This window comes from Cytobacillus sp. IB215316, assembly GCF_033963865.1.
Lineage (GTDB): Bacteria > Bacillota > Bacilli > Bacillales > SM2101 > Nanhaiella > Nanhaiella sioensis.
The window spans coordinates 55874-80453 of the sequence record NZ_JAXBMC010000015.1 but is presented as its reverse complement, the minus strand read 5'-3'; the positions used below and the strand labels follow the sequence as shown (position 1 = coordinate 80453).

Here is a 24580-nt window from a genome sequence, read left to right as displayed (position 1 = left end):
ATTCGAACCTGCGACCGATCGGTTAACAGCCGATAGCTCTACCACTGAGCTACTGTGGAATAAATGTCAACTCTTCATATTATATTCAGCTATACAATCGTTGTCAAGACTATGATAGGTTATTATCTATCGTCTTGCATCAGCGACGCTTTTATAATTTATCACGATTTCTATTTTAAGTCAAGCAATCTGATTCTCCCTTTACATTGACCACATACATATTTATTCGTATCCATTCTTTTTTTTCGCATATATTGTTTTTTACACTTTATGCATTCATATTTATATTCATATTTCTTATTCTTTGTAGTAGCCTGAATAGGTTTACAGAACCTCGGAGCGTTAACTAATGTAAGAAGCTGTTTGAAATCTCTATCTCTATGCTTATACCCCTTACCTTCAATATGAAGATGATAATGGCATAGTTCATGTTTAATTACATCGATCAAATCACTTATCCCATGTTCTTGATAATACTTTACATTCAATTCAATGTTATGGGATTTTAGCAAATACCTCCCGCCAGTAGTTCGTAGCCTATTATTAAATGCGGCCTTATGTCTAAATGGTTTACCAAATGATAACTGGGATACTTCTTCTACTAATTCCTGAAGTTGACGATCATCCATTACAATTCCTCCTTATTCTCAGCAATCCAATTACTTAGAAAATGAAACCTAACGAGCTATTATTGCATAAAGTAAATACTACACATACAAATTCGTTTCATCTACAATCCAAACGATTTGCTTGTTGTTTTTCGTAATATAGACTAAACACGAACATGATTTTCGATCGTCTAAAGACTATAAAAATCATACCATAAACTTTTGTTACTCAAGTCGAAGTAACGAAAAGTAACAATCAATACGAAAACTATATAAGAAGAAAACATCAAATAAAGGAGGGTATAGTTATGCCAACTTGGTTTAAAAACCAAATACAAAAGGCTTATTATGAAAAAAACTCCTATCAAATTAGGCTTCTTAACCAATGCTGGTTTTTTTACAGAAAAAACACTACTAATTAAATAGCAGTGTTTTATACATTTATTGATTTGCACCTAACATCGTTAAGGAAACTCTTCCTTTTTTTTCATCAACATCATCAACCCAAACTGTTACAACATCACCAACAGCCACAACATCCAGCGGATGCTTAACAAACCGATTACTTAGCTTTGAAATATGAACTAGGCCATCTTGCTTAACTCCAATATCAACAAATGCGCCAAAGTCTACTACATTACGTATTGTCCCTTGCAATTCCATACCTTTTTCTAAATCTTCTAGTTGCAATACGTTTTTCTTTAATAATGGCGTTGGCAAATCATCTCTAGGATCTCTTTCTGGACGTTTAAGGGCTTCAACAATATCCTTCAACGTTAATTTACCAACACTTAATTCTACTGACATCTCATCTATTGATACATTACCCATTGCTTGAATTAATTCACCTGACCCTAATTGGTCAATTGATAATCCAAGCCTTTCAAGTAACAACCTTGTTACTTTATAGCTTTCAGGGTGAATACTCGTCCGATCCAAAGGTGAATCACCATCATTAATACGAAGAAAACCAATACATTGTTCATATGTTTTTGAACCAAGGCGCGGGATGTTCTTCAGCTCAGATCGATTAGTAAATTTCCCACTCCCCTCTCTTTGCTTTACAATATTCTTTGCAACAGTTTTTGATAAACCTGCTACATATTGAAGAAGTGAGGGGGAAGCAGTATTTACATTAACACCTACTTGGTTTACAACTGTTTCTACAATAAAAGTTAAAGAATCGTTCAGCTTTTTCTGGGATACATCATGCTGGTATTGGCCTACACCTACTGATTTAGGGTCTATTTTTACGAGTTCAGCTAAAGGATCCTGCAAACGCCTTGCTATTGAAATTGCACTTCTCTCTTCTACTTGTAATTCTGGAAATTCTTCTCTTGCTAAATCTGAAGCGGAATAAACACTAGCTCCGGCCTCGTTGACAATTAAATAGTATATGTCTGAATTAGTTTCCTTTATGGTCTCGGCGATAAATTGCTCTGTTTCTCTTGACGCAGTACCGTTCCCAATTGCAATCATCTCTACATCGAACTTTGTTAAAATAGCAATGACTTTATCCTTTGCTTCAGTTATTTTTTTAACTGGGGGATGAGGATAGATGACATCAATATGCAACACTTTCCCTGTCTCATCTACAACAGTTAATTTACATCCTGTTCGATATGCAGGGTCAACACCTAACACAACTTTGCCTTTTAACGGAGGTTGTAGTAGCAGATTCCTTAAATTCTCTGAAAAAATATGTATCGCTTGGTCTTCTGCTTTATCAGTAAGCTCTTTGCGGATTTCCCTTTCAATAGAAGGTTGAATTAACCTTTTGTAACTATCCTCAATCGCTTCAGTTACATATACGTTAACTGAAGAGTCTGATTGTTTTATGACCGAACCTAGCATATAACTTAACATTTGTTCTATCGGTGGCTTAATTGAAATACGCAGAACTTCTTCCTTCTCACCCCTGTTCATAGCGAGTACACGATGGGGAACAATTTTACTAATTAATTCTCCAAACTCATAATACATTTCAAATACATTTTTTTCATCAGCAGCTTCATCTTTTACAGACGATTCAACTCTACCTTTCTGTAATGTTTCTTTACGAATCCATTGCCTAATAGTTGCGTCCTCTGATACCCATTCTGCAATTATATCTTTTGCACCTTGTAATACTTCTTCAACAGATACTAGCTCTTTCTCTTTCGATAAGAATTGTTGCGCATAGTCTTCAACATTCACATTTTTCGGAAAATCCATTATCCACTGCGCGAAAGGCTCTAAACCTTTTTCTTTAGCAATCGTTGCTTTTGTGCGTCTTTTCTGCTTGTATGGACGATACAAATCTTCTACTTGCTGCAACTTTGTCGTCGTTTCTATTTTTCTTTTCAGTTCTTCACTAAGTTTCCCCTGTTCGCTTATTAAGCGCATAACTTCCTCTTTACGCGACTCGAGATTTTGTAAATATGTCCATTTTTCTTGAATAGCTCGAATTTGAACCTCATCCAAAGCATTAGTAAGCTCTTTGCGATATCGTGCAATAAATGGCACCGTATTACCTTCATTCAGCAATGAAATAACATTATTAATTTGTTTAGTTGAAATCTTTAGTTCACTAGCTATAGAATCCACTAATATTGAGTGCTTTTCCATCGTATATTCCACAGTCAATGCAATACCCCCTACAATGATTATAAAATTATAAAAATATTCTAAAATTATTATCTAAAATAAAGTAGAACTCATCCATATGATAAATACCTAGATAAGAAAATAAAAAAGCCACTAAAGTGTGGCTTTTTTCCATATATGAAAATCTAAAAATCAATTAGTCCTAAACTGATTTGTAAAGCTTCGTCCACTTTATCCATCATCTCTTCATCTAGATGTGTAATCTTATCAGTCAATCTTTGCTTATCGATTGTCCGAACTTGCTCTAACAAAATTACAGAGTCACGTTCAAAATCATACCGCTTTGCATCTATTTCAACATGTGTAGGCAGTTTAGCTTTTTGTATTTGAGCGGTAATAGCAGCTACTATGACAGTTGGACTAAAACGATTGCCTATATCGTTCTGAATGACAAGTACAGGGCGAACGCCCCCTTGCTCAGAGCCAACAACTGGGGATAAATCAGCAAAATACACGTCGCCTCGTTTAACAATCAAACGATTACCCCCCGCTAACTAAGCGTTCTACTGTATGTTCAGCTTCGTATTCAGCTAAAAAGGCTTCTGATGCAATGCTTAAATTTATTTTTGCCATTTCCATATAACCACGTCTCATCGACTCACGTATTTGACGCTGCTTGCGTTCTCGAAGGTACATTTTTGTAGCTTGATAAATAACCTCACTTCGATTACCTTCTTCTTGTTTTACTAGAACATCTAACTCATTTACTAAGTTTTTCGGTAACCTGATTAATATTTCTGTCGTTGCGCTAGATTCAGACACAAACATACACCTCCACCAGTACACTACACATTATCATTCCATTCTAACATTTATCATACCACTAAACACCTTAGATGCAAAGCGTAACTAAGTAAATTCTTATCTATTATCGTCTAGGCAAAGGTATTTTTATTCATAAAGTTTATATTACAATAGCATTTTTTATAAAATCATCATCCTACTTCAAGTGATTTACCACTTCAATAACACTGTTATTCCTAATATAGAGCCGTGGAACACGGTAATTAATCATGCAAGTAATTTCATAATTTATTGTATCTAATTGCTCAGCTATCTCATCTACTTGTATAAAGTTATTAAGCTGTTGACCAATTAATGTTACTTGAGTACCTACTGGCACCTCATTATTTAGCTTTACCATCATTTGGTCCATGCAGATTGTACCAACAATTGGAATTCTCACTCCGTTAACTAATACCTCATTGTTACGTAGTTTTCGTAACCAGCCATCTGCATAACCAATTGGTACAGTTCCGATCCATTCCTCTTGTTTTGTCGTATAGGTGGCACCATAACTAATGCTATTGCCTGGCGAGACTAGCTTTATATGAGATAAACGACTATGCAAAGAAAAAGCTTCCTTTAATGGAAAAGGTAATTGTGGCTTTATATCTACAGATGGAGTTAGCCCGTACATAGATATACCGAATCTTATTGCATTAAATAGTTTATGTGGGAACCTTAGTGCTGCGGCGCTGTTTGCACAATGAATCATTGAAGGTTTTTCAGCAAACCAATCTAACATCTCCTGAAACATACGATATTGTTGTTCAAGATATGTTGTGTTAATTTCATCAGCAGTTGCAAAGTGAGTATATGCACCGTGTAAAACTAGTCGTTTATCATTGTTTACCACGGCTTCGATTGCTTTTATTTCAGCTTCGGTTCTAACCCCTAACCTTCCCATACCGGTATCTAACTTCACATGCAAATGTATTGCTTGATCTTCGTGATAGAACTTAAGAGCTTCATGTAACCATTCTGCTTGAGATATAGTAATAATAACATTAAATTTTACTGCATCTGATAGATCCTCAGGTCTTGTAGCGCCCATTACTAAGATCGGGGCTTGAATACCCTGCTTTCTTAAAAATATCGCTTCATCCATAAAAGCAACAGCTAACATGGTAGCTCCAGCTTCAAGCGCTGTACGTGCAACTTGAGTATAACCATGGCCGTATGCATTTGCTTTTACGACTGCTATAATTTGGACATCATCCGCTATATGATTTCTCATAGCTTGAACATTATCATGGATATGATCCAAATTTATCTCTACCCATGTATCTCTGTAAAAAGTTGACAAAATCAACAAAACCCTTTCTGCTTATATTACCATTAGTATAAATGATTATTAGCTGTATATCTTCCTTTGTCAAGTAAAAGAAAACAGGCCTAGCATGTATTGTAGAGCCTGTTTGGGGTTTTCCTATTTAATTGATTGATTCTTAACAGAACTCGCAATCATGATCATTTCTTCCTGAGTTAAATCTTCAGAAGCGAGCATAAAATCAACCCCATTATACGTCCAAGTCAGACTATTATTTGTTAAAGCTCCAATTGTAAAGTCCCCTAAGCTGACAATATCACCATTCATAATCGTTGCAGAACTCATTGCTGGAACATCAAATGCTTGTTCCTGAATCAATGTATAAGATTTCTCTCCACCGTATGTCATAATGATTCGTTTCCCATTTTCTGTTTCAACCGTCACTTCTTCTTGTGGTATCACACCGACGAGTTGATCACTCGGATAGTATACCGGCAAGGATAAGTCAGTCGAACTAACAATTGATAAATCATCTAGTCTCGCAGCAGTCATATTCTTCTTCGTATCAAATGCATCTTCATCAAAACTAGGGTTAAATTCCATCTTCCCAAATTCAATAGTAATTAAAGGCTTATAATCAGGGTCCATCACTTTTACAACTGATGGTGACAAGTCTTTTTTATTTATTGTGATTTCTTGCCTAGGTAGCATTTTATGGTTTTGATAGTTCGTTTTTGTCTCAAATACGTACAATTGATCTTTTGCTTCAAATGTCGCTTCTGTGTCTTGCATAATATCATTGACGATTGATTCATAAAGGTACGGCTGACTACTGTTGTTTGGCCAGTCACTTTGGAATCGATAACTTTTATTTAACGCTGGGGTTAGAACAAATACACCTTCATTATTTCGCAGAATCATTTGACTTTGATCTCTTTCAGTATTTCTTAAATTGACACGGTAATTATCCGGCTTTTGATGCCAAATCTCTACATCATAAACTTGTGGTTCATCTCCAGTTTGAATGGTCATCTTGGCTTCAGTTTTATAACCTTTCATGTCTTCAACCTTCGAGTCTAGTGCGTTTACAACATCTTCTTGTGATTTATTCCCACAACCTACAAGTGCAAGAAGAACACTAAGTACAAAAAACAGCCATACTATCTTCCTCATTTTCCTTCTCAGCCCCTTTGCCTCTTTTCTAAGTAGCTTAGAGCGATGATCATATCCGCTCACCTATCGCTATAAAAATATATGAGACAAAGTATCACAATATGCAGACTAGCTTGACGAGCTTTCAATTATTACTTGAGCTACAGCATATTCTTGACTGTGAGATATCGAAAGATGTATATGATTTTCATCGGAAACTGCGATAATTGGCCTTCCTTGCTCATTTGAAGTAATTTCAATATCTAAAAAGCTAATTTCCTTTCCAATTCCCGTGCCTAGAGCTTTTGAATAGGCTTCTTTTGCAGCAAATCTACCACAAAAAAATTCTATTTGTCTCAACCCTTGGAGTTGATTAAAATTTTTTTGTTCATTTTGTGTTAAAATTCTATTTATAAACCTTTCGCCTTGTCTTTCAAGAGTACTGGCTACACGTTTTATTTCAACGATATCAATCCCAATCCCGATAATCATATGAAAACCCTCTCTATGCATATAATAATTACTTAATAATACTATATAGAAAGATATATACGTAAAGGAGAAATTAATTTATGTTTATGAGAACCGAAAACTTTCGCACCTTTTTGTTTTTATATCCTATTATTTCAATTATCATTGCTATTCATATTTTATTTTGGTTGATTTTAGCCATCCCTACATCAATGTCAAATATAATTTTTCAACAAATGGTTGGATTGAACTTTCTTATATCACAAGGAGAATATTGGCGTCTATTTACACCAATTATTATTCATAGTGGTTTTGGCCATATGCTGTTGAACTCATTTTCACTCGTATTGTTTGGCCCTGCTCTAGAAAAAATGCTAGGCAAGTGGAAATTCATCGTTGTTTATATTGGTGCTGGTTTTATTGCAAATATGGCTACATATTTCATTGAGCCATTACAGTATGCGCATGTTGGTTCATCCGGTGCTATATTCGGCTTATTCGGAGTTTATTTGTATATTGTTCAATTCCGTAAAGATATCATTGACCATGCCAACTCACAAGTCATTATTACCATTTTAGTCATCGGTTTAATCATGACATTTATAAATCCAAATATTAATGTTGTCGCTCATTTATTCGGGCTAATTGGTGGAGCCATATTAGCTCCTTTACTTATTACAAAGAATACATCATCTTATACTTATGTCGCAGCACAAGGACGTCCTGTGAATTACTCAAATATATTTACTAAAAACAATCTCATTTGGCTAATTATCATCTTTCTGGTCATACTAGGTTTATTTGCTAGGTAATGTCGTTTCGTTCGATGACACCTGTGGAACATTCGCTTCTTTGTTACTAATAATCCTTCAAAAAAACGTATTCGAAACTTTCGAATACGTTTTTTAATAAAGTTTAATTATCTTTTTGATCGAATGATATTAGTTATTTATAATAAAAAGGGAACTATACTTATAGCCCCCTATCACATATCATACCGTTTAGCCACTGTTCAATATACCATTAGGAAGATGTTAACTATTTACATTTTCCAAGCGATTATTGCCTCTATTTGAATACCATTCATGAATAGCTCGCCCTTCATAAAACTCCATGTCAATCATATTAAAATGTTTACCACTTGCACTTGATTTTATGGAGGATGTTATAGTACATAAGCTTTTTCTTTTTTGAAAATATGACTGCTGCATCGTACAAGCTTGTATTTTTTTCCTTTGCATTAACACTGTCGTTTTACCAATAGTACGAAATTGCATGAACAGTTGTTTTTCATCTAATGACCATTGCGCCCCTCTGTACTTCACATAACCAAATACCATAGCAACTACAAATAACAGAATAGATGTATAACCCCAAGGGCGTAAAAATATTACCATTGGCGCTACAATTATAGTTACAGGATAAATTGCCCTTAACATGTACCTTATTAATGAACGTTTTGGAAGCTTAGTTTTAGATATCGGAATGTGATAATCAACTAATATCTCATTTATTAATTTTGCTAACTTTTTCTTTTTTATAATAGGGAATAGCATTGTTGACATACCTGAATCCATATCAGTTGATGCCCCAGCAATTTCAACAAATACAGTAGCAAAACCTAGCGGTTGACGAATAATATTCTCTGAAATTCTAATTGCTTGTATTCTTCCTAATGGGACAGTAACCTTTCGCTTTTCTATGATTCCCCTAATTATGACTAATTCATTTTCATATTTTTCAATTGTGAAATTCCCGTATTTTAACATCGTGTTAATGAATGCAATAACCCAAGCAATAAATATCGCAAACATAGCAGTTATCATTACAAGTAATGGACCAAAGTTTAAATACTGTTCAAATCGATTTACAATTATTTCATATGGTATGAGTTCTTCAAATTGTGAAAAGAAAGCAATAATAGCTGATAGTACTACACCAATACCACCAGTAGTTGATCCAGCAATGAGAAGTTCCTTTGTAGAAACTTTATAATTAAATAGTACTTTTTCCTTTCCTTCCTCAGCTAATGAATGAGTATGCTCTTCCTCCATTGGTGCCTCAAATTGCTGGGCGGTTTGTTCCATCAACGCTCTTTCAAGCTGTCTGGATTCCATAGAGGTTATAGCTGTTAACTCTGCTTCTGCCTCTTTACCACCACCAGCAGTTTCTACTCTAACCTTAACCAACTTGAACAAACGATGTAGCACCCCTTGTGAAATATCAAAGGTTTGGATTTTTTCTATAGGGATATACCGTTTCTTTTTAATAAATACACCGTGTTCAATTCGTAATTCTCCATCTTCCACTCTATATGTATAGCTGTACCAGTAGAGAAATCCTGCAACTAGCACACCAATGAAGCCTACTCCAAACGAAATAAACTTCACATATGATAAGATCATACCGTCATCACCTGAGCCAATGAAAAAGAAAACTATAATTGGGATAATGAGACTTTTAATAAAGCTAATTATAGATAGTAGTGCTGATATTGGATGAAGACGACGTTTTTCAAACATTAATCATCCTCCACCCTCGCTAAAATAGATATTCTATCTCTTAGTTCATCTGCTTCATTAAGGTCTAAAGCAGGTATTTCATGAACAGTTGCTGCTGTTGATACTGTAACAGTAGCAAGACTATATTTTCTTAGTATAGGTCCTTGTTTCGTATCAACATGCTGAACACGGACCATCGGTATCAATGTTCGTTTAATAATAAATATACCGTGTTGAATATCTATTTCATGTTCGTTCACCTCATATCTCCATCGCTTCCACCTTAATTTAGGAATAAGCATAATAAATGTATAACCCATTACCAAAGTGAGCAATGAACCAACTACAATAATCCATATTGACCAATGATAAATAATCGTAAGTATAAGTAATACAATAAAAGCAATTAACGACACTAAAAATTCGATTATTCCACCGATACGCCAAACCGGCAATGCACGTGTACTTATTCGATTTATAGGTATATCTCGCACAATTTCCCCCTCCTTACTGTATCTTTTCGTGACTATAAGAGGATATTCAAATTCATAGCATAATGTAAACACACACTATAATTTATTATTATATACAAAATTAACCTTGGTATAAAAAGGGTTTGATAATTAAATGCAGTCAATCGATCTATAACTTAGCATATTCATTGTTAAACCTGTAAGTTTAACCAGTATATTATATAAAATAACTAATAAAGTTTGTCCTCAAGAGAATAATGCTACAACAAGACATCCGTAAGCCTCATTCCACGTAAAAAGGGTGCAAAGCTTATGAGCTTTGCACCTCTTAATTTATCTTGATTCTTGTTTTCTTGGTCTTCTTTTCGGGTTACCACGATGATTCCTATTTGAATGTTGACGTGACTTTGAATGATGGCCTTTATGACGATTTCGACTATTACCACCTTGTGACCTTTGTTGTTTTTTCATGTGTAAAGGCGGTTCTGATGTTAAATTAACTGGCGTTTGATCAGGTTCTTTCGTCATTAATTTAATTGCTGCTGCAACTACTGATACCGAATCATGATCCTCAAGCAGCTCTTCTGCAGCTCGTTTATAAAAGGATACGTTTCCTTTTTCAACAGTTTCTACAATTTTATCAATAACGAGATGCTGTTGACCTTCAAGAGCCTCATCGAGTGTAGGTGGCTTCATACGCTCCATTTTTCTCTTAGTCGTATGTTCTACATTCTTAAGGTGACTCATTTCTCTTGATGTGACAAATGTAATAGCTGCCCCCGTCTTACCAGCTCGACCTGTACGACCTATGCGATGAACATAGCTCTCTGGATCTTGTGGAATATCAAAATTATATACGTGAGTGACTCCAGAAATATCTAGACCACGCGCAGCTACATCTGTTGCTACTAGGACGTCTATAGAACCTGCCTTAAACTTTCTTAACACAGATATACGTTTTGCTTGCGTCATATCTCCGTGGATACCTTCAGCTGAATAACCACGTAGAGAAAGAGCTTCTGATAACTCATCTACACGTCGTTTTGTTCGACCAAAGATAATTGCTAACTCAGGAGATTGAATATCTAATAAACGTGTTAAAATGTCAAATTTTTTCTTTTCATGAATTTCAATGTAATACTGCTCAATATTAGGAACAGTCACTTCTTTTGCTTTTACTTTCACTACTTCAGGGTTATTCATAAACCGTTCAGCAATTCTTTGAATTGGACCAGGCATTGTTGCTGAAAAAAGTAATGTTTGGCGTTCATTTGGAATATGAGATAAAATCGACTCAATGTCTTCGATAAATCCCATATTTAACATTTCATCTGCTTCGTCTAGCACAACAGTATGAATATTGTCTAAACGTAATGTTTTACGTTTAATATGATCAATCATTCGTCCAGGCGTTCCAACGATTAAATGAGGACGTTTTTTTAACCCACGAATTTGACGACCAATATCTTGTCCACCATAAACAGGAAGGATTCTTACACCTTTATACGATCCAATTTTATATAGCTCCTCTGACACTTGAATTGCTAATTCCCGAGTCGGTGCAATAACAATACCTTGTGTCTTATCTTCAGCTATATTAATTTTCTCAATTAATGGAATACCAAACGCAGCAGTTTTTCCAGTACCTGTTTGCGCTTGTCCAATAACATCTTTTTCCTGCAAACCGAGCGGAATTGTTTGAGCTTGAATAGGGGTTGCTTCTTCAAAACCCATCTTGTTAATAGCCTTTAATAAAGGCTCACTTAAACCTAATTCATTAAACATGATCAATTGATTTCTAACTCCTTTTTACATCTATTTCATAATAACTACAGTTACTTTGCATCCGAACATTACTTCGAGCTTATTTAATAATGAAGTACCAAACCAACATCATATCACTAATAATATTCATTTGCAATTTTCTAATGAAATTAAATTAATGTTATCACTAAATAGTTGTTCCTATTTTTCCAACAATTTCTAAATATGAAAATAAGCTCCTACTCCTTTAAAAAGGTATATACCTCAGCAAAAAGCTCCTTACGCTCATCACAGTAGCAGACATGATGCTTAGCTGATTCTATATAAATAAGTTTCTTCCTTGCAGAACTGATTGTTTGATGTATATACTCTGCACTTTTCATTGGAACAATCCCATCACATTTCCCTTGCACAATTAATGTAGGTACAGAGATTTTCTCTAAAACTGGTCTAACCATTCGAACGAGCTGCTGGAACTGAATTATTGCACTAAGAGGAGTTGCAATTATTTTCTTCTTATACCTCTCATATAATTCATTTTCGTGTATTTTTCCTTGCAATCCAAGCTTAAATAAATCATGTACATCACTAATAAGTTGCTTTGGATTCGTATAATATACGGCTGCACTCAATAAGACAAGTTTGCTAATGGGGTATTTCGCGGCTAAGTAACTAGCAATTACACCGCCCATTGAAAACCCAATTAAATATAAGGTGTCGAATTTGTCCAGCAATTTCTTCAGCTCTTCTTCCACGCAATCAATCCACTTAGTGTAACTCACACCGGTCAACGAGAGTTGCTCACCATGACCAGGTAGTACAGGTGTGACAATTTCCCAATTAGTCTCTTGAGTTAAATAGTCGACTAATGGTTGAACTTCGTAAGGACCACCTGTAAATCCATGAATGCATAAACAACCTACCATTTCAATGCTTCAACAACTTCTTCAAGCTCCATCCCACGCGATGCCTTGACCAACATTACATCATTAGCTTGTATAATTTCCTTTACTTCTCTAATAAGTTCTTTTTTATCACTATAAATTCTTGTTCTCTCTGCTGGGAATACTTTTTGTGCTTCATGGGCGATTTCTGCTCCTAATCTGCCCAAAGTAAATACGTAATCAACCTTAGCTGGTAATAACATTTTTCCTATGGAACGATGAAATTCAATTTCGTTTTCCCCTAGCTCTAGCATATCTCCTAAAACAACAAACTTACGCGAAAAGTTTGGTAGTTCATTTAGCAGGTGAATTGCAGCCTTCATGGAAGTAGGACTAGCATTGTAGGCATCATTAATTATCGTTAAACCCGAAGGTGCTACTATACGTTCCATTCTCATATTCGTAAGTTTAACTTTCTCTAGACCTTCTTTTATTTTATCCCAAGAAACATGAAAATATCGTGCAGTTGCAATAGCTGCAAGTGCATTATAGACGTTATGCTCCCCTAATACAGGAAGAATATATGAAATGCTCTGAGATTGATTAATTGAAAAAAGAGTTTGGTCACTTTGTTGTGAAATAGAAGTTACCTTAAAATTATTTCGTTCATTTTTACCAAATGAAATTAACTCTCCATCCAAATTAGACACCCGTTCTAATAGTAGCGGCTCATCACCATTGTACACAAGGGGAGCACCAGGTTGTAACCCTGCTATTATTTCTAGCTTCGCTTCACAAATGGCTTCCCGTGATCCTAAATCTTGCAAATGGGATTCTCCGATGTTTGTAATTACAGCTGCATTAGGGCGAGCAATCTCAGATAATAATTGTATTTCGCCACGACCACTCATTCCCATTTCAAGAACCGCAATATCGGTATCTTCTTCCAAACGTAATAGCGTCAAAGGCAACCCATAATGATTGTTAAAATTACCTTCTGTTTTCAATACTTTATAATTAGTAGAAAGCACTTCTGAAATTAAGTCTTTGGTTGTTGTTTTTCCATTGCTACCTGTAATACCTATAACCTTAACATTTAGCTGCTGTCGATATTGTGCAGCAAGCTTTTGTAATGCCATAAGCGTGTCATCAACAACAATTAACGGTCTTCCCTTAGGCATATTCGGTTGCCCCTTTTGCCATAGAGAAGCTACGGCTCCTTGTTCAAACGCATCGTTAACAAAATCATGTCCATTAAAGCGTTCCCCAATGATCGGGATAAACAAGTTCCCATGTTGAATTTCTCGTGAATTAATAGATACACCCTCGATAAACTGCCCATTATGTTGAAATTGCACTGCTTCTCCTAAAACCATCTCAACAATTTCTTGTAATGTTCGTCTAATCATTTATCGATCATCCTTTACTTAAAATGTATATTTAATTTGTTGTTTCTCTTCATGTCGTTCTATTGCTAATTGCACAAGCTTTTCGATTAATTGAGGGTATGTGACACCAGAATGTTGCCATAATAATGGAAACATACTAACTGGTGTAAAACCTGGCATTGTATTCACTTCATTAATATAAACTTCACTATCTTCTGTTAAGAAGAAATCAGCTCTGACTAGACCTGTGCCATCAATTGCCTTAAATGCTTTTATGGCCATTTCATGAATCTTTTCATACTCTGATGTTGTTATATCGGCTGGGATGATTAACGCAGTATTTCCGTCTTCGTATTTTGCCTTATAATCGTAAAAATCGTCTTTAGGGACAATTTCTCCCGCAACCGAAACCTCCGGTTCATCATTACCAAGTACACCTACTTCAATTTCACGACCAACTATTGCAGCTTCAATAATTATTTTACGATCATAAGTGAAAGCCTCATCGAAAGCCTTCTTCAAGCTATCACGACCATTACATTTACTAATCCCTACACTTGATCCTAGGTTTGCAGGTTTTACAAAGCATGGATAACCCAACTGCTCCTCTACTTGTTCGTATGCTTCTTCCTTTAACTTATGCCACTCGTTACGAGTGAAGCCTACGTAATTCACTTGTTTTAGCCCCACTTGGGCAAACAATTGTTTCATAATCACTTTATCCATTCCCGTTGCTGATGCTAATACTCCGTTCCCAACATAAGGAAGGTTCAATAATTCCAGTAGCCCTTGCACAGTACCATCTTCTCCATTTGTCCCATGGAGTAATGGGAAAATGACATCAAGTGAATCCTGATTACCATCAGCGCTTTGTGAAGATTTGAAAAGCTCATTAGCAAAAGTATTAGGGACAATTGAATTTTCTTCCGAGACTAATGTTAAAGAACTTACATTATCAACTGAATCTGTAATTTGCTTACCACGGACCCACCCCCCATTACTCGTTATAAAAATGGGATGGATTTCAAATTTATCTTTATTTAATGCCTTAATAACAGCAAGTGCTGTTTGCAATGAAACTTGATGTTCAGCTGATTTCCCTCCGTACAGCAATCCTAATTTTATTTTCATATAACAAACCTCCATAATTTAAGTAATACATAGGCACCTTGTTACCCCCCTACAAGAGTTGCAACCATTTCACATGATGGACTAAGGGACTTGAGGCGATGAGCGCCTAAAACTGGGATTCCAAATGTGTAAAGCGACGATATATAGGTGACAAGCTTAAAATAAGCTGGCGAAAAAGATACTTGATATATTATTGAAAGATTGACTTATGGCCTCGAGACGCCTTGAGCCTTAAGCTCGACAATAATAAACTAATACAGTTGAAATAAATCTATTTAAAATGCTCTTTTCGTAAACTCCGTTGCTATTTTTACTAAAAATGACATTTAAGTCCCACAATCTTATAGTAATAAAGGCACGACAGAAGATAGATGTTTACGTTTTTATATCTTAGTAGGTCCATGCGAAAACAGCCATTTTGGAATTATACTTGATTTCTATTATATCATGTTGCACCTAACTTTACGTTTCGGTTAATACACTTATATGTGATATGATGCTTGTATCACAACCTGAAAGCGAACCTACAACAGCTAATGGTAAGTTGTCTGTAGTTCTTATTTCATATATAAAAAATTTATTATATAATGATAATCATCCTAATAATTCCATCTAATACATTAAATAACTACGAATCTTACAAAGAAAGGTGATAACTATGTCTACAATTTTAAATAATTTCCAAAATTCGGTTAATGAAGTGTTGATTGGCAAAGAAAAAGTGACCGAGCTTTTGTTAGTATCCATCCTAAGCAAGGGTCATGTACTTCTGGAGGATGTTCCTGGTACAGGAAAAACAAAACTAGCTAAAACGTTTGCTTCACTCATTAATGGGTCTTTTCAACGAATACAATTCACCCCTGATGTACTTCCAAGCGATGTTACTGGTATTCAATTTTTCAATCCTAAAGAACAGGATTTTCAATTACGCTTAGGTCCAGTAAATACAAATATTTTATTAGCTGACGAAATTAATCGAGCAACACCTCGTACACAATCCAGCTTACTTGAGGCAATGGAAGAGCGACAAGTAACAATTGATGGTAGTACATACAAATTACCAGAGCCATTCATTGTATTCGCCACCCAAAACCCTGTTGAATCACACGGAACATTTCCATTGCCAGATGCTCAACTTGACCGATTTTTTATGGTTATTCCTGTCGGCTATCCTTCATTTGATGAAGAGAAAGAAATGATTAAACGCTATCGCAATGAAGACCCGCTTAAACATATACAAAGTATTGTTGATTCAACACTACTATTAAACTACCAAGATGAGATAAAACAAATCAAAATATCTGAAGATATTGAAACATATCTTCTCGCTATTATCCATGCAACACGACAATCTGATCTCATTGAAACAGGCGTAAGCCCACGGGGTACATTAGCTTTCATGAGAGCCATTCAAGCAAGAGCTTTTCTCAAAGAGCGAGATTATTGTATCCCTGAAGATGTTAAAGAACTCGCACCATACATATTGAGTCATCGACTTGTTCTTTCAACAGAAGGTATGTTAAAAACACAATCTCATGAAATCATACAGCATATTATAGATTCAGTTGAAGTACCGGTTGAATCAGGAGCCACACTATAATGAATTGGTATAAAACTGTACACATACCTACCATATTTTCTCGATCTATTTGGTTGGTTTCTTTATTGCTATTTATCGAATTCATCTTTATCAAATCTAATATTTTATTTTTTTGTATTTTCGTATTGTGCTCATTATATTTTTTCATCTATTTATATTTGAACAATATAGGGAAGTACATTCGCATTGAAGATGAGAAGACGACCATAAGAATGTTTCCAAACGATGAAGCTACAATGTATTTGAAGTTGCATCATAAAGGTATCCTACCATTACTTCAAGGAAACGTAACGTTTACATGCAATAATACAATAAAATGTACAAATATCCCTAAATTGTACGATAATGTTATGGCTAAGAGGTCACCTTATAAACTACCTCTTACATATCAATACAAGTCATCCAAATCATATCCTGTAAACATCGTTGCCAATAAAAGAGGGGTCACACGTATAAGAGAGATTAATTTACAAATATTTGACCCATTCCATATAGGAACGGTATCACACTATAATACTTGGGGGATCGGACAAGAAATACTCGTTTATCCAGAACCAAAACCGTTAGCAAACATACAAACATTTAGTAAGATGAGGGCTGGAGAACAAATTTACCCACATTCTTTATTTGAGGACGTATCACGTATTAGAGGTGCAAGAGAGTATGCTGCCAATGACCCATTTTCACGTATACATTGGAATTTGTCCGCAAAGAACGGTCAGCTAATGACTAAGGAATATGACAAAACAGTTTACCATAAATGGACGATCATATTAAATGTTTTAAAAGATCGTCAAATGTCATTTGATTTGTCAGAAGAGATGGAGGACTACATAAGCTATGTTGCATTTATATGTCAATATGCCTACAAACAAAATATCCCTTTTGAAATATATGCAAATGTAGTTACAAACAGCAATGATTCAATCTTTCATTTGGAGCCAGGAACTGGGGGGAAACACCTATCCATTGCACTCGAAATGCTTGCAAGAATAAATGAAGGTAACTACATCAAGCATATTAACCATTTTTTCCACTCTCTAGACAGGAGAATTGATGAAGATGCAATCGTGCTATATTTCGGTGATTATGGATCAACCATTGCAAACTACCTTGCATCCTGGTCACGCGGTGGTATGTCAATATTTAATGTGGAAAACAATGAAGAATATGGATATTTACAGCCATTCAAGTTAAGGAGTGATGCACTTGCTTAACTGGTTTAAAGCGAATTACGTCCCTTTTATAAATTATCTTTACGAAAGTTTGATCGTGTATTTCTGTATAGTCTTATTATCAATATTCACTAGTGAGATTGTACCAGTAAGTTTATTTTTTTTACTATATGTCGTAGGTGCAATCCCAATTGCAATGATCATATATAAAATGGAGGGAAAAGCCTTTAATCAAGGCGCCTTATTATACATCCCATTTCTATTTGTTGTTGCCTTATTTCTTAATATCCCAGTAATTGAAGCAGCTGCAATCTCTATCGTTTCTGTTTGGAGGCTTCTAGTTCATCTTAAATTAAGAAAATGGGAAAGTTTTGAGAAGCATATGATCGTTTCGATGTTAGTCATCCCTATTGTATTAGTATTAAACAAACCCGAAATGTTGTATTTATTAGTAGTACAGGTATTATTCTTCCCAATCGTTAGGCGGGAAAATAATGAACTGTCAGGAGGTCAGACGGCGAACCGGTTATGGGGATTACTTTCTCTATTAATCGTAATTACGATCGTTTTTGTTGGTAAAATTATTATTCCGATGATTTATAAAGTAGTGACGCTTGTCATTGCATATGTTGCTACCGGAGCTTTTATTGCAATATCATGGATCGTTTCGAAATTACCATTACCTCCATTGACAATTCCAGAACTATTCGAGACCGAAGGTAAAGAGGAAGAAACATTAGTCCAGCTAGTGCAAAATAGTATTAATCAAGACGCTACTGGAAATAACACTTTTATTTATGTTTTGATTGTTATTATTGTAGGGTTAGTTATTTATCTTTTATTCAAAAGAAAAGCTCATGCTACAAATGACCCTTCTCATAAAGTACAACCGCTAGCCATTAATAACGACGTTAGTCATACAACCATTATGTATGGGAGAGGAATGTATTCATCTCATGGAAATCGAATGATTCGGAAAAGGTTTGACCGTCTTGAGCATCATATGGCTAAAAAAGGAAGAGGTCGAAAAGTCAATGAAACTGTCCATGAATGGCTACACCGTCTAGACATCAATCATATTCACGTAGCAGAATTTGAAGCGATTTATAAAAAAGCACGATACGGAGAAGTAGATGTCTCCAAGATAGAAAAACAACAATTTATACAGACGATAAAAGAGATAAAAAATCATTCTTCGTAATATATGAAAAGCCTGTACCTTTAGTTCAACAACGGTACAGGCTTTGTTCATTTTTACTAACCTTCTATATAATAAACTACATACAATTAATAGTAAGCTATAATTAGAAGCTGTTTCCTATCTTAATTTTAGCAATAATAAAAGCAAACTTTTGTGATAACTTTTCTTTGTACTTGGCTGTTTTCGCCTTAATTGTTGCTTTTTTAATAAGAGCTAAACACGAGTATAACTAACGATCAGGGCACCTTCTCCTCTCTCTTCTATAATCCATAGCATACACATTAGTTACTCAAATTCAAACAACAAAGTTAACTAACAGAGCATTTTTATCTTTGTCGATTAAGCAACAAAGTTATTATCTTTGTCTTAAATAACCTCACCTTGATGTTCCTATATAAGTACAATAGCAATCGGATGGGGGAAATTTAAACAAACGTTTAATTAAATGATCAGGTCCATACTTTATCTAGTTTATCTGCATAAAAGAGAATTGCCTTTTGATATTGCTTAATACCCTCATCATTCGTTAATTCAGCCAAGTTACGCAATAATACTTCCATTGATTCTTTGTGATGTCCCAAATTGTGTAAAGCCATAGCATAAAAAGGATAAAACTCATTTGCATGTGGGAATTCTTTTAAGCCATTTTCTAACGTTTCTTTTGCTAGCTGGTATTCACCTATCGTTCTATATGTGCTCCCTAATCCTAACAATGCTCCCCTTTTGTCTTCGCCAGCTAAACCAGTTTCTAGTGCTTTCACATAATAAGGGACTGCTTCAACTTCAAGTCCAAGTACATCATGTGACCAAGCGCATTGATATAGCACTGTTGGATTGTTAGGCTCTTCATCAACAAGCTTTAGCATTAACTCCTTTGAAGACTCTAAATGACCTTCTTCCCTCAGCTTAATTGCTTTTTGTAATGTAGACATAATTTGATCCTCCCAAGAACTATATTCAATATCTATATTTTAGCAAAAGTAAAATGTTTTACTATCTTAATTTATTATTATAATAACTTTAGAAAACGTTATAATAGGTTTAGAGAATGTCTACAAAGGAGACATATGGGATGAAATCGATAAAGTCACTTCAACTTCAAACAAAAATGGCTTTATTAATTGTTTTATTATTAATGTTTATTCTAATCATTGCCGGAACCTTATTTAATTCGATGTTGTCAGAAAGTATAGAAAGCCAAATTGGGAAACGAGCATTGGCTGTCTCTAAAACAGTTTCATCTATCCAGAAAATTTCTGATGCTTTTGAGCTTGAGAATCCTTCTATTATCATTCAACCACTTGTAGAAAAGATTAGAGTACAAACTGGTGCTGAATTCATAGTAGTAGGAAATCAGGATGGTATTCGTTACTCCCATCCAATTCAAGATCGAATTGGGAAACATATGGTAGGTGGTGATAATGATCGCGCGTTACTACTTGGAGAATCTTATGTTTCTCAAGCAGTAGGGACATTAGGTCCTTCCATCCGAGGTAAAGTCCCCATAGTTGATGAAGATGGCTCTGTTATAGGAATTGTGTCTGTAGGTTTTTTAACTGAAGACGTACAAGTTATTATCCAAGAGTATAAAACAAAAGTGATCATTTTAATTATTATCGTGCTAGCAATTGGTATTTTAGGTGCAGTTTCTATCGCTACAAATTTCAAAAACCAAATTTTTGGTTTAGAGCCAAGAGAGATCGCACAGTTATTTATAGAAAAGAATGCCATCCTCGAATCAATACATGAAGGTATTATAGCAATTAATCATGAAGGGAAAATCACATTAGCCAATCAAAAGGCGTATCAAATTTTAGCTTTATCTCCATCTGAACTAATAGTAGGAAAACAAATTCAACAAGTTTTACCACATACAAAAATGCTGGAAGTACTTGAAACAAGTGAAAGTCACTATAATGATGAATTACAAATTGGAAATTATGATACGATTGTTAATAGAATACCTATTTTCACTAACAATCATATAAGCGGAGTTGTCGCAAGTTTCAGAAAAAAAACCGAAATTGACCAATTATCGAATGAGCTCTCTCAAGTTCAACAGTATACGGAAATACTTCGTGCACAAACTCATGAGTATTCAAACAAACTTTATACAATAGCAGGATTAATTCAGTTGGAATCACATCAAGAAGCACTTGATTTAATACAGTCGGAGACGTCAGGGTACCAAAATTTAGTTCACTTTTTAATGAAAGCGGTTCCTAATACTCTTATATCAGCTTTAATTCTAGGAAAGTATAATCGGGCGCATGAGTTGAAAGTAAATTTTGTAGTTCATAATGATAGTAGTTTAAAAGATATCCCTACTACCATTCAGAAAGAAAAATTAGTTACCATTTTAGGTAACCTACTTGAAAATTCCTTCGAAGCAGTTCTTGAATTACCTCCAAAAGACAGAGTCGTACAATTATTTATGACAGATATTGGACACGATATTATTTTTGAAGTTGAAGACTCAGGAAATGGCATACCAAAAAATATGGAGGAGAAAATTTTCACTAAAGGCTTTAGTACAAAAAGGAATTCAAACAGAGGTTACGGCTTACACTTAGTAGAAAAAGCCGTGGACAATTTACAAGGGTATATAACTTTGTCAAAAAGCAACTTAGGTGGGGCAAACTTTACAGTGGTTGTTCCAAAAGCCAAAGGGGAGACAAAACATGAGTGAAATCAAGGTACTTATTGTGGAGGATGATACGCGTATAGCAGAGATCAATCGACGCTTTACTGAAAAGATTTCAAATTTTATTGTATGCGGTATCGCAACAAATTCGGAAGAAGCTTATGAATTATTAGAAATATTACATCCAGATCTTGTTTTACTAGATGTTTATTTTCCTGGAGAAGATGGAATGGACTTGCTATGGTATATTAGAAGACATTACCGAAATACAGATGTAATCATGATAACGGCCGCAAAAGAAGCAGCAAAGGTTCAGGATGCTATAAGAGGCGGAGCAATTGATTATATTATTAAACCAATTATTTTCCCAAGATTTAAAGATACATTAGAAAAATATAAAGTTTATAAGCAACAACTCGATAATACTATTATGTTTGAACAGCAAGATGTAGATGATTTATTTCGTTCAATTAGAAAAGATGATCAACAACAATTAACACCGAAAGGAATAGATCCTTTAACACTAACCAAAGTGTTGGATGAAGTGGGCTCATATGATAAAGGAATAACTGCCGAAGAATTAGGACAAGATATCGGCGTCAGTCGTACGACAGCTCGCCGATATTTAGAATACTTAGTTTCTGTTGATAAAGTTAGGGCTGACCTTACCTATGGAACTGTTGGAAGGCCTGAACGTAGATATTTTACTATTTAGTATTAAACACAACTATATTTACACACCCTTATTTATGCCATTATAATTATTTTTCACCCGACTTTGAATAAATGGAATACATAGCGAAAGCAAAGATAAACTTAATAAAATGATTGTTATCGGACTTTCTATAAAAGTACTATAATGTCCGTTAGAAATTGTTAATGCTTGACTGAAATATTGTTCCATCATCCCTCCTAATATAAAAGCTAAAATAAACGGCGGTGCTGGAAAAGAGTAGAGACGCATCATATAACCAAGAACACCAAATGCAATTAGTAAATATAAGTCGAATGTATTAAAACTCACCCCATAAACACCAATTAAACAAAATACAATGATCAAAGCGATTAGCATCTGTTTTGGGATGTACAAAATTTTCGCGATAAAAGGAATTAACGGTAAATTTAATACTAATAAAAAGATATTACCAATATACATACTAGCTATAACTCCCCAAAAGACATCGGGATGATCTTGTAGCATTAGTGGACCAGGCTGGACACCAACTACCATAAGTGCCCCAAGTAAAACAGCTGTTGTACCTGACCCAGGGATTCCTAACGTTAGCAATGGAACGAATGCACCACTCGTTGCTGCATTGTTAGAAGTTTCAGGAGCAGCTATCCCTTTCAAGTTCCCTTTGCCAAAGGAAGAGGGATTCTTCGCTATCCGTTTCTCAGTAATATAAGACATGAACGAAGCAATTGTAGCCCCCGCGCCAGGTAATACTCCGAGTAAAAAGCCAAGTATAGAATGTCTTGCAATTGGCCCCGAGATTTCTTTTGCCTCTTGTTTTGTTATCGTTAATTTTCCGACACTCGTTTTTTCATTTGATTTTTGATGTCGTGACAAAATTAAAGAACAAACTTCAGATAGAGCAAATAATCCTAAAGCTATAATAAGAAAACCGATCCCTTCTATTAGATTTATACTATCAAAAGTAAAGCGCTGTGTTCCGGTTTGTTGCTCCATGCCGACCGTAGCCACCATCATCCCTACTGTTGCGGAAATTAATGCCTTAATTGTTGATCCTTCTGATAAACTTGAGATGGCTGTCAATCCTAATAACATTAATGCAAAATATTCAGTTGGTCCGAAAGTAATTGCTACACGTGCCATTAATGGAGCAATTAACATTAAAGCAATAACGCCCATCGTCCCCCCTGAAAAAGAAGAAATTGCAGCAATTGCTAAGGCTTTTCCTGCTTTTCCTTGCTTTGCGAGTGGGTAACCATCAAAAGATGTTGCGACTGTTCCAGATACGCCAGGGGCATTTAATAATATTGATGATGTTGAGCCACCAAATACAGCTCCATAATACACGCCAGCCATCAATATTAAGGCAGATGCAGCTTCCATACCATAACTAAGAGGAATCATTATTGCAATGGCGCTAATAGGACCTAATCCTGGTAACATACCAATAATCGTCCCTGCTAATACACCAACAAATGCATATAGTATATTCGTCCATGAGAGTGCTACATCAAATCCATATAATAAGCTATCTAAACCTTCCATAAACATTATCTCCTCTCACTAGAATGGTAAGATTCCTTGAGGTAAGTAAATTTTGAGCAGGTAATTAAATGCAAAATAAATGACTATAGGTAAAATGATTGAGACAAGCGTATTACTTAACCATTTTTTATATCCTAATAACCGTATGAGTACTAGCAAAAATAAAAACGTATTAATAACAAATCCAATTATCTCGAGTAAAAAAATATAAATAATTATGATGATAAGAACAACAAGTAGCATGCGAATTTCCTTTGGATCAACATTCCTCTTTTCCCGCTCTTGTTCCGTCTCTTGCTTATTTTGAAGAAAAAGCAAGAAAGCAAGAATGACAAGCAAAAACCCTAGTCCTTTTGGAATGACATCAGCATCCATGATAGCGTACGGATATTCTGGAAGCCGGTAGCTTAAAAACAAATAGCAAGTAGCAATTGCAATACATATCAATGAAAGTTTACGATCCATTGTCTTGAACACATAAAACACCTACTTTTATAAGAAATGAGCAACCGAATGTTTAAATAATTTATATTAAAGGGGCTGTCCGATAAGTCGAATTTTTTCGGCTTAGAGACACCCCTCTCCACGTTAATGAAAGTTGATATATCAACATTTTTTTCTTTAACATTTAAGATTCTGACCTTTAAAAC

The 24580-nt window shown here is 35.0% G+C and carries 23 protein-coding genes; 7 read left to right on the top strand and 16 right to left on the bottom strand.

Annotation, left to right across the window (positions count from 1 at the left end):
* Positions 1 to 170 precede the first annotated feature (170 nt).
* Positions 171 to 629 carry a SprT family protein gene (locus SLH48_RS18710; protein WP_320259391.1) on the bottom strand — a complete coding sequence of 153 codons (459 nt, stop codon included), beginning with the start codon at positions 627 to 629 and terminating at the stop codon, positions 171 to 173.
* Positions 630 to 916: 287 nt separating this feature from the next.
* Between SLH48_RS18710 and cmpA the strand changes: the two genes are divergently transcribed.
* Positions 917 to 1030, top strand: coding sequence for a cortex morphogenetic protein CmpA (gene cmpA, locus SLH48_RS18705; RefSeq protein ID WP_214484441.1), 114 nt, complete (start codon positions 917 to 919; stop codon positions 1028 to 1030).
* Positions 1031 to 1049: 19 nt separating this feature from the next.
* Here cmpA and SLH48_RS18700 read toward each other — a convergent pair whose 3' ends face one another.
* The 6 genes from SLH48_RS18700 to acpS all read right to left on the bottom strand — a co-directional run bounded on the left by SLH48_RS18700 (position 1050) and on the right by acpS (position 6951).
* Positions 1050 to 3215, bottom strand: coding sequence for a Tex family protein (locus tag SLH48_RS18700; protein WP_320259394.1), 2166 nt, complete (start codon positions 3213 to 3215; stop codon positions 1050 to 1052).
* A 164-nt stretch (positions 3216 to 3379) separates the two neighbouring features.
* Positions 3380 to 3730, bottom strand: a complete 351-nt coding sequence (gene ndoA, locus SLH48_RS18695; RefSeq protein WP_214484440.1) for a type II toxin-antitoxin system endoribonuclease NdoA — start codon at positions 3728 to 3730, stop codon at positions 3380 to 3382.
* A 4-nt stretch (positions 3731 to 3734) separates the two neighbouring features.
* Positions 3735 to 4016 (bottom strand): CopG family ribbon-helix-helix protein, encoded by a 282-nt coding sequence (locus tag SLH48_RS18690; RefSeq protein WP_214484439.1) that lies wholly within the window; start codon positions 4014 to 4016, stop codon positions 3735 to 3737.
* Between the two features lie 178 nt (positions 4017 to 4194).
* Positions 4195 to 5343, bottom strand: a complete 1149-nt coding sequence (alr, locus tag SLH48_RS18685) for an alanine racemase (RefSeq protein WP_320259393.1) — start codon at positions 5341 to 5343, stop codon at positions 4195 to 4197.
* 123 nt (positions 5344 to 5466) lie between these two features.
* Positions 5467 to 6480: a LolA family protein gene (locus SLH48_RS18680; RefSeq protein WP_214484437.1), complete on the bottom strand. Its 1014-nt coding sequence runs from the start codon at positions 6478 to 6480 to the stop codon at positions 5467 to 5469.
* 108 nt (positions 6481 to 6588) lie between these two features.
* Entirely contained in the window at positions 6589 to 6951 is a 363-nt protein-coding gene (acpS, locus tag SLH48_RS18675) for a holo-ACP synthase (protein ID WP_320259390.1), read from the bottom strand.
* An 80-nt stretch (positions 6952 to 7031) separates the two neighbouring features.
* Between acpS and SLH48_RS18670 the strand changes: the two genes are divergently transcribed.
* Entirely contained in the window at positions 7032 to 7742 is a 711-nt protein-coding gene (locus SLH48_RS18670; protein ID WP_320259389.1) for a rhomboid family intramembrane serine protease, read from the top strand.
* 222 nt (positions 7743 to 7964) lie between these two features.
* On the opposite strand, the gene SLH48_RS18665 is transcribed toward SLH48_RS18670, so the two are convergent.
* The 6 genes from SLH48_RS18665 to SLH48_RS18640 form a co-directional block, all read right to left on the bottom strand.
* Entirely contained in the window at positions 7965 to 9452 is a 1488-nt protein-coding gene (locus SLH48_RS18665) for a PH domain-containing protein (protein WP_320259388.1), read from the bottom strand.
* Positions 9452 to 9925: a PH domain-containing protein gene (locus SLH48_RS18660; protein ID WP_320259387.1), complete on the bottom strand. Its 474-nt coding sequence runs from the start codon at positions 9923 to 9925 to the stop codon at positions 9452 to 9454. Before SLH48_RS18660 ends, SLH48_RS18665 begins: the two co-directional genes overlap by 1 nt.
* Positions 9926 to 10237: 312 nt before the next feature.
* The gene (locus SLH48_RS18655) at positions 10238 to 11689 is read right to left on the bottom strand and encodes a DEAD/DEAH box helicase (RefSeq protein WP_410629414.1); all 1452 of its coding nucleotides are present in this window, start codon (positions 11687 to 11689) and stop codon (positions 10238 to 10240) included.
* 218 nt (positions 11690 to 11907) lie between these two features.
* A complete protein-coding gene (locus SLH48_RS18650; protein WP_320259385.1) occupies positions 11908 to 12594 on the bottom strand; it encodes an alpha/beta hydrolase in 687 nt (228 codons plus the stop codon).
* Complete coding sequence (locus tag SLH48_RS18645; protein ID WP_320259384.1) at positions 12588 to 13961, bottom strand: UDP-N-acetylmuramoyl-tripeptide--D-alanyl-D-alanine ligase; 1374 nt, start codon at positions 13959 to 13961, stop codon at positions 12588 to 12590. Before SLH48_RS18645 ends, SLH48_RS18650 begins: the two co-directional genes overlap by 7 nt.
* Positions 13962 to 13979: 18 nt before the next feature.
* Positions 13980 to 15071 (bottom strand): D-alanine--D-alanine ligase, encoded by a 1092-nt coding sequence (locus SLH48_RS18640; RefSeq protein ID WP_320259383.1) that lies wholly within the window; start codon positions 15069 to 15071, stop codon positions 13980 to 13982.
* A 667-nt stretch (positions 15072 to 15738) separates the two neighbouring features.
* Here SLH48_RS18640 and SLH48_RS18635 point away from each other — a divergent pair.
* The 3 genes from SLH48_RS18635 to SLH48_RS18625 all read left to right on the top strand — a co-directional run bounded on the left by SLH48_RS18635 (position 15739) and on the right by SLH48_RS18625 (position 19047).
* Positions 15739 to 16671: an AAA family ATPase gene (locus SLH48_RS18635; RefSeq protein WP_214484444.1), complete on the top strand. Its 933-nt coding sequence runs from the start codon at positions 15739 to 15741 to the stop codon at positions 16669 to 16671.
* A 212-nt stretch (positions 16672 to 16883) separates the two neighbouring features.
* Positions 16884 to 17888, top strand: coding sequence for a DUF58 domain-containing protein (locus SLH48_RS18630; RefSeq protein ID WP_320259382.1), 1005 nt, complete (start codon positions 16884 to 16886; stop codon positions 17886 to 17888).
* Positions 17881 to 19047 carry a hypothetical protein gene (locus SLH48_RS18625; RefSeq protein ID WP_320259381.1) on the top strand — a complete coding sequence of 389 codons (1167 nt, stop codon included), beginning with the start codon at positions 17881 to 17883 and terminating at the stop codon, positions 19045 to 19047. The genes SLH48_RS18630 and SLH48_RS18625 overlap by 8 nt, the downstream gene beginning before the upstream one ends.
* 449 nt (positions 19048 to 19496) lie before the next feature.
* Here the strand turns inward: SLH48_RS18625 and SLH48_RS18620 are convergent, their stop codons facing one another.
* On the bottom strand, positions 19497 to 19979 hold the full coding sequence (locus SLH48_RS18620; protein WP_320259380.1) for a tetratricopeptide repeat protein: 483 nt from the start codon (positions 19977 to 19979) through the stop codon (positions 19497 to 19499).
* A 140-nt stretch (positions 19980 to 20119) separates the two neighbouring features.
* Here SLH48_RS18620 and SLH48_RS18615 point away from each other — a divergent pair, with 140 nt between their 5' ends.
* Together SLH48_RS18615 and SLH48_RS18610 are read left to right on the top strand one after the other, a co-directional pair.
* A complete protein-coding gene (locus SLH48_RS18615; protein WP_320259379.1) occupies positions 20120 to 21736 on the top strand; it encodes a sensor histidine kinase in 1617 nt (538 codons plus the stop codon).
* On the top strand, positions 21729 to 22406 hold the full coding sequence (locus SLH48_RS18610; protein WP_320259378.1) for a response regulator: 678 nt from the start codon (positions 21729 to 21731) through the stop codon (positions 22404 to 22406). Before SLH48_RS18615 ends, SLH48_RS18610 begins: the two co-directional genes overlap by 8 nt.
* A gap of 18 nt (positions 22407 to 22424) precedes the next feature.
* Here SLH48_RS18610 and SLH48_RS18605 read toward each other — a convergent pair whose 3' ends face one another.
* Both SLH48_RS18605 and SLH48_RS18600 read right to left on the bottom strand, forming a co-directional pair.
* On the bottom strand, positions 22425 to 23930 hold the full coding sequence (locus SLH48_RS18605) for a tripartite tricarboxylate transporter permease (RefSeq protein ID WP_320259377.1): 1506 nt from the start codon (positions 23928 to 23930) through the stop codon (positions 22425 to 22427).
* Positions 23931 to 23948: 18 nt separating this feature from the next.
* Entirely contained in the window at positions 23949 to 24407 is a 459-nt protein-coding gene (locus SLH48_RS18600; protein ID WP_214484423.1) for a tripartite tricarboxylate transporter TctB family protein, read from the bottom strand.
* Positions 24408 to 24580: the final 173 nt, after the last annotated feature.